The organism is Nostoc sp. 'Peltigera membranacea cyanobiont' 213 (assembly GCF_002245975.1).
Taxonomy (GTDB): Bacteria; Cyanobacteriota; Cyanobacteriia; order Cyanobacteriales; family Nostocaceae; genus Nostoc.
Map to the genome: position 1 here is coordinate 1 of NZ_NOLI01000232.1, position 6323 is coordinate 6323.

Annotated in this window: 5 protein-coding genes and 1 pseudogene; 1 reads left to right on the forward strand and 5 read right to left on the reverse strand. The window is 40.9% G+C overall.

Annotated features, from left to right (window positions below; all coding sequences use genetic code 11):
• Positions 1 to 76: 76 nt before the first annotated feature.
• Complete coding sequence (locus tag CDG77_RS32710; RefSeq protein ID WP_094333355.1) at positions 77 to 1180, forward strand: AI-2E family transporter; 1104 nt, start codon at positions 77 to 79, stop codon at positions 1178 to 1180.
• Positions 1181 to 1255: 75 nt separating this feature from the next.
• Here the strand turns inward: CDG77_RS32710 and CDG77_RS32715 are convergent, their stop codons facing one another.
• The 5 genes and pseudogenes from CDG77_RS32715 to pgmB form a co-directional block, all read right to left on the reverse strand.
• On the reverse strand, positions 1256 to 2608 hold the full coding sequence (locus CDG77_RS32715) for an ATP-binding protein (protein WP_223270106.1): 1353 nt from the start codon (positions 2606 to 2608) through the stop codon (positions 1256 to 1258).
• Positions 2609 to 3012: 404 nt separating this feature from the next.
• Positions 3013 to 3153 (reverse strand): annotated as a pseudogene (locus tag CDG77_RS38215) (IS630-like element ISAva6 family transposase); the annotation flags it as partial.
• A gap of 183 nt (positions 3154 to 3336) precedes the next feature.
• Entirely contained in the window at positions 3337 to 3774 is a 438-nt protein-coding gene (locus CDG77_RS32720) for an RrF2 family transcriptional regulator (RefSeq protein ID WP_094333357.1), read from the reverse strand.
• Between the two features lie 306 nt (positions 3775 to 4080).
• The gene (locus tag CDG77_RS32725) at positions 4081 to 5430 is read right to left on the reverse strand and encodes a PAS domain-containing sensor histidine kinase (protein ID WP_094333358.1); all 1350 of its coding nucleotides are present in this window, start codon (positions 5428 to 5430) and stop codon (positions 4081 to 4083) included.
• 191 nt (positions 5431 to 5621) lie between these two features.
• Positions 5622 to 6323 (reverse strand): beta-phosphoglucomutase (gene pgmB / locus CDG77_RS32730; RefSeq protein ID WP_094333359.1); only part of this gene is annotated, 702 nt, incomplete at its 5' end.

A 6323-nucleotide genomic window follows, 5' to 3' on the forward strand; every position in this document is an offset into this window, starting at 1 on the left:
CTACTCCCCCTGCTCCCCTAACTCCCCAATCCTAGAAGCCAAAATAAAGTTATAACTCTTGTGGAGTAATCACATAATGCAATCAGCAAACAAACTACCGCGATGGTTAACTATAGGATTGGCATTTCCTATTGCTATTCTCAACGGTTGGCTATTAATCCAGGTTGTACAGTATTTTCAACCCTTGGTCAGCATTATCGCCGCCGCCATCCTACTGGCTTTTGTCTTGAACTATCCCATCCAGTTTTTGCAAGAACAAGGGGTAAAACGTAATTTAGCGATCGCAGGAGTGTTGCTTTTAACTCTAGTGATTTTAGTCGCTTTAGGCATCACCTTGGTTCCGCTGATTATCCAGCAACTCAACGAGCTAGCCAATATTTTGCCCAGTTGGATTGATTCTGGAACTCAGCAACTGCAAGCCTTCCAGGATTGGGCGTTAAGTCAACAACAACTTCCCATTAATTTAAGTGGTTTATTTACCCAAGTTCTCGATCGATTATCTAACCAACTTCAGTCCTTTACTGGTAGAATTCTTGGTTTTGCCGTCGATACTATTGGTATTGTTCTCAACGTGCTACTGGCGGTAGTGCTGACTGTCTATCTAATATTAAACGGCGAGCGTCTTTGGGATGGAATATTTCAGTGGTTTCCCCATAACATTGGGTTAAGATTGCGGGAATTACTGCGAGAGGATTTTCAGAATTACTTTATCGGTCAAGCAACATTGGGAGCCGTGTTAGGTGTGACAATTACACTGGCATTTGTGGCGCTGCAAGTTCCCCTGGCTTTGCTTTTTGGCCTCGGTATTGGTTTGTTTTCTCTCTTCCCTTTTGGTACAGGAGTAGGTATTGCTATAGTCAGTCTTTTGGTGGCGTTGCAAAACTTTTGGTTAGGAGTTGAAGTTTTAGGTGTAGCTGTTGCAATCGACCAAGTTAATTCTAATTTTATTGCACCTCGAATTCTTGGTAATTTGACTGGTTTAAATCCTGTGTGGGTAGTGATTTCTTTGCTATTAGGGGCAAAATTAGGAGGAGTGCTGGGTTTGCTAATTGCAATCCCGATTGCCAGTTTTATCAAGGGTACAACTGATAGTTGGCGGGCTGGAGAGTTTAATAAGATAGATGATATTGTGTCAGAGCCTGTTACGGTAACAACTGAAAAAGCAGGAACTTATAGTTAGAATAAAATATGTACGTGAATAAAAACAGCTGATTATTTTCGTCCTAATTTTTTCCGGCTCCTTTTTCTAAATAAGTTAAGAATTTAGGTGAACTGGGATTGCGATCGCGAACTCAGTTCCTTGGCCAAAAACCGATATGCACTCCAACTGACCACCGTGTTTTTCCACAACAATTTGATAGCTGATAGATAGACCTAATCCAGTTCCTTTCCCAACGGGTTTAGTTGTGAAAAATGGATCGAATAATCGCTTTTGCAAACTCTCTGGAATCCCAGGGCCATTATCGGAAATGCGAATAATTACTCGATTGTCATTGGTTAATTGAGTCCGAATGCAAATTTTTCCTTTATCTATTAATAATGACTCTTCGAGAGCATCAATAGCATTCGCCAAAATATTCATAAATACCTGATTAAGTAACCCGGCGTAGCATTCTACTTGGGGAAGCTCGCCATATTCTTTAATTATGTTGATGCTTTTACCGATTTGGTGGTTTTGGAGACGACTTTGTAAAATTACTAGGGTGCTATCAATACCTTCATGGATATCAACTAATTTTTTGTCAGATTCATCCAGACGAGAGAAGTTTCGTAAGGAAAGAATAATTTGCTCGATTCGCCTGGTACCAACCTCCATAGAAGTGAGAAGACGGGGGAGATCGGTAGTTAAAAAATCCAGTTCAATTTGTGCGATCGCAGTTTTAATTTCCGCTTCTGGTTCGGGATAACATTGTTGGTATAATCTAATGAGATTGAGTATATTTTGACTATATTCGATGGCGTGGACAAGGTTCCCAGCAATAAAGTTGACAGGGTTGTTGATTTCGTGGGCAATACCAGCAACGAGTTGTCCTAATGCAGCCATCTTTTCATTTTGAATTAATCGCGTATAGTTTTGCTGAAGATCGCAAAAGCCTGCTTTGGCAATTCTAGATTGTTCTTCTACTTGCTGTAGGTGAAGGAGTGTTAATACATGAATTTGGGAGTAGGCTAAGAGTAATTGATGAAAATCAACCACCTTATATTTTCCAGACGTAGTTTTAACTAAAATCGGCTCATAGGTGATTTGGGGTGGTTGTTGTAAAGTTGCCTGAGTAGCATTGACAATGAGCGTATCTTCAGAAAAGACTAATATCTCTGTCTGGAAAAACTTGTAAAGAATTCTAATCGGTTTTATGGAAAATAGTGCCAAACTGTAGGGATAGCTCATCTGCTCAAAAAATTTCCGCCGGGAAATCATCCCCACATATTGTTGATTATTATTAAGGATGATTCCTGGTAATAAAGGCTCTTGCTTAAAGAGGATAGCTAAATCATTGCCGGGACGCTCTACTTCGATGTGAACTTGCCAAGAGGGTAATTCCTGCAAAGTTGATTCTAATTGCAAGTTCGGTTCATCAGCTTTTGTTGTACCACCAATAATGGGCATACTCTCATGTCTTGACTGCCGAAGTAATATTTCTGGTAACATTATGAATACCCGTCTCTAGAATTTCAAAGTTCATCAATCGTTACAAACTTATCTTTCCCAGATTGCTGTCCAAAATTCACAGTGTAGATGCGGGAATATAGAGTACTTCAGCAAATCCAATATTTTGATGACTGCCTAGATGTTTAACTATTAGTGAATTTGGTAACTTAGAAATTCAATCTAGCCATTTATCTATTAAATAAGAATAATTTTAGTTATAGGTCTTAGGGACTTCCAAATAAAAAAATATCCCAAATTTTCTTGTGGGATGGGCATCTTGCCCGTCCCCAATATTAGGACGGGCAAGATGCTCATCCCACAAAATTGATAATTTATTTCTTGGAAAGCCCTTATTACTTTTTATTGACTTGTTGGACAAAGGTATTCAAGGCAATTTGCATCACCTTTGTGTTGACTCTGGGCAAGATAAAAAACCAACTCTCACCCATGTTTGGCTGGACAAAGCCATAGCTGTACAACCACTGGTAAATAGAGCGATGGAGAGTCTCTCAACGCTAGAAACTATCTTTACCTTGTGGAACTGGATTTAAATTTTATGAATGCAGTGAAACTGAAACCCAAATTTGTTTGCGATCGCACTACCTTGCAATGCTCCAAAGGGTCATTGCATCGATAAAAATGGATAAAGTCGAGCTAAGGATGAGAATTTTACCACTTCATCCTTTCTAAATGTAATACATGAGTTCTTTCTGCTTTCGGATCGATCTTCGTTCGCAAAGGTCTTGGAGTGTATATTTTTCCAAAACGGAGTTAGCAGCCTGACGTGCTTCCTGCCAGACTTCCTGAATTAGCTCACCTTCTACCGTGTTGGGAGTCGGCTCACCATCAGATACAACAATATCTGACCCTTCCATGCAGCTAAAAGCATCCAACACTGTAATTTTTCCAGGATCTCGTGCCAGAACATAGCCACCTTTGGCTCCGCGTATACTCTTAATTAAGCCTCCACGCCTTAATGTTGCCAGGAGTTGTTCCAAATAGCGGTTTGGTATGTCTTGTAAGACCGCTATTTCTCGAATTTGTAGGGCTTCACCGTTAGGGTAGCAGGCTGCTAACTCTAACAGGGCTAGAAGCGCGTATTCTGATTTGTTAGAGATTACCACAGGCGTAATATTTTAAACCCACACTTAAATATACAAAGTCCTTAAGTTTGTTTCCCTAAGCTATTGTTAAGAAAAACTTTACAATCAACTAATTGTTGACCGGCTAACTCTACTTTAAAGACCTTCAAGCATAGAAGCAATTATATTTTATTTTTAATTCAATAAATAAAAGTGATTGATTATTCTCCAGTCTTTTTGAGGTTTAATTGACTCAAATAATTACTCTGTCTTGGTTTCAATCCATTAGAAAGCAACAAAAATTAATAGCAAACCAATCAGAGATAAAAGCAGCATTCGTGCAAACCGTTACACATACAAATTTCTCGAAAATGGCAGAATGACTGTAAAGGTAGTTCCTGTACCGATCGCACTTTCGACAATAATCTCGCCGCTATGTAAATCTACAGCCTGCTTGACGATGGACATCCCTAATCCTATTCCTGAGATATTACCTGTATTACTGGCACGATGGAAGGGTTCAAAGATGTGTTCAATGTCAGAAGCAGGAATGCCAATACCAGAATCTTGAGTTTGGAATATAGCTCGATCGTTGGCAGTGGTGACAGAAAACTTAACTGTGCTGCCAATGGGAGAGTATTTTTGACAATTCGACAATAAATTACTTAAGATTTGCCGCAGTAGTTTAGCGTCTAAGTTAGCTGGGGTGCATTGGCACTCACTGCTAAAAACGATCGCATGTTGGGAGCGATCGCTCTGTTTTAACTCTTCTAATAGATCGCGGCAAAATTCCACCAAATTTAGAGGTGTGGGATTAAACTCTAACTTGCCTGTTTCATCTTGATTCAACACTGATACATCATTCAGCAACTGGGTTATATGCATAACAGATGTTTGAATGCGACGCAGGTGAATCTGTTGTCGCTCGTCGCTCCATAGATGGCGATAATGTTCTAGTAGTTCCGCAGAAGAGTGGATGGTAGCTAAGGGGTTGCGAAATTCATGGGAGGTGGTAACGATCAAGCGGGATTTAAGTTCGCTAAACTCTCTTTCTTTGGCAAGCGCTTGTCGCATCGCCTCTTCTGCCCATTCCAGCTTGGCTTGAGTGCGCTTGCTTTCGCTAATATCCCGCAATAGCCACCGCAGACCAACTAAGTTACCTTGTTGATTGCGGATAGCAGCTACCTTCACTGCTACCATAATGGATGTTTTGTCACGCGGTCGCAGGTTTACTTCCCACTCTTGCATTTTCCAGTTGGGAATTGCGGCGCGATCGCGCAGATGATTCAGTTTCAAATGAAAAGCAATCAGTTCTTTCTCAACCACAAAAATTGCAAGAGGTTTGCCCAACAGGAAATTCTTTGAGATGTTCAACAGAGTATTTGCAGCAGAGTTAGCTTCTTGAATTACTCCTTTTGGATCGGTCACTAAATAGGCATCTGGTACTTCCTCAAATAGTTCCTGGTAGCGTTGACCTTGTGCGATTAATGACTGTTGAGCGCTGGATAATTTTTCATTCTGTTGCTGTAAGTCTTCATTAGCTATTTGCATTTCTTCCAAAGCTAGGTAGAGTTCCTTGAATACATCTGTGAGGAGTTCAATATCTTCCTGTGCTTTTTGCTGTTCACTCTGGCGTTGCAAAAGGGCGACGCGCTGACGCATATTCTGGATCTGTAAGGCTAAATCGTCCAAATTCACGCTCTCACTCCTAATTTGGATCTCTAAAGTTGGGTTTTATTTGAGATTCCCGACTGGGACGATCTTAGCTTTTGCTGTTCAGCAGTTATTAGACATCTCCAAATATGAAATATGCTTTATCCATAAACCTTGTAGAGACGCAGCATTACGACATCTCTACATTCTTTTAGTTATTTTTTAATTTTGAATTGTTAATTGGAAGTCCCTGAATATTTTTGTCTGGCAATGTCACTCAATTTGGTTCTTAAATCTGCCCATTTGATACCTGCTAGGCTGGGTAATACGACATGAGCGGCTCCAACTCGTTCAACGGGGCCGAGTCCTACTGCCCACATTCCAGCAGCTAGAGCCGCCTCAACGCCTGCTGTGGCATCTTCTACAACTACAGATTGCGTTGGTTCGATTCCTAGCTGCTGGGCTGCGTACAAAAATAAGTCGGGTGCGGGCTTAGGTTGCTGCACGCTATAACCGTCCGCGATCGCATCTACTTTATCAGCAATGCCCAATCGCTCAATTACTGTCTGGGCATTTTTACTAGCTGAACCAATGCCGATTTTAATCCCAGCTTGTCGCAGTTCATCCAAAAGAGCGATCGCACCTGGTAACAAATCCTTGGATGTCATATTTTGAATCAATTCCACATAGTATTGATTTTTGCGCTCCATCATCTCTATGATTTGAGCTTCTGTATATGGTCTATCCCCAAGAATCAGCATGAGGGAAGCACGACGAGATACACCCCGCAGCGCTTCGTTATCTTGGCGATTAAATGGTATACCCTCTTCATCTGCTAACTTCTTCCAAGCTAGATAATGAAGTTCTGCTGTATCTGTTAGCACACCATCTAAATCGAAGATGAATCCTTGGATGTTGGGGGATTGGGGACTGGGGAC

Bases quoted from the DNA above. Each gene is read 5' to 3' on its own strand.
- CDG77_RS32710 (WP_094333355.1), top strand. From the start codon at position 77: ATGCAATCAGCAAACAAACTACCGCGATGGTTAACTATAGGATTGGCA.
- CDG77_RS32715 (WP_223270106.1), bottom strand. From the start codon at position 2,608: ATGCCCATTATTGGTGGTACAACAAAAGCTGATGAACCGAACTTGCAA.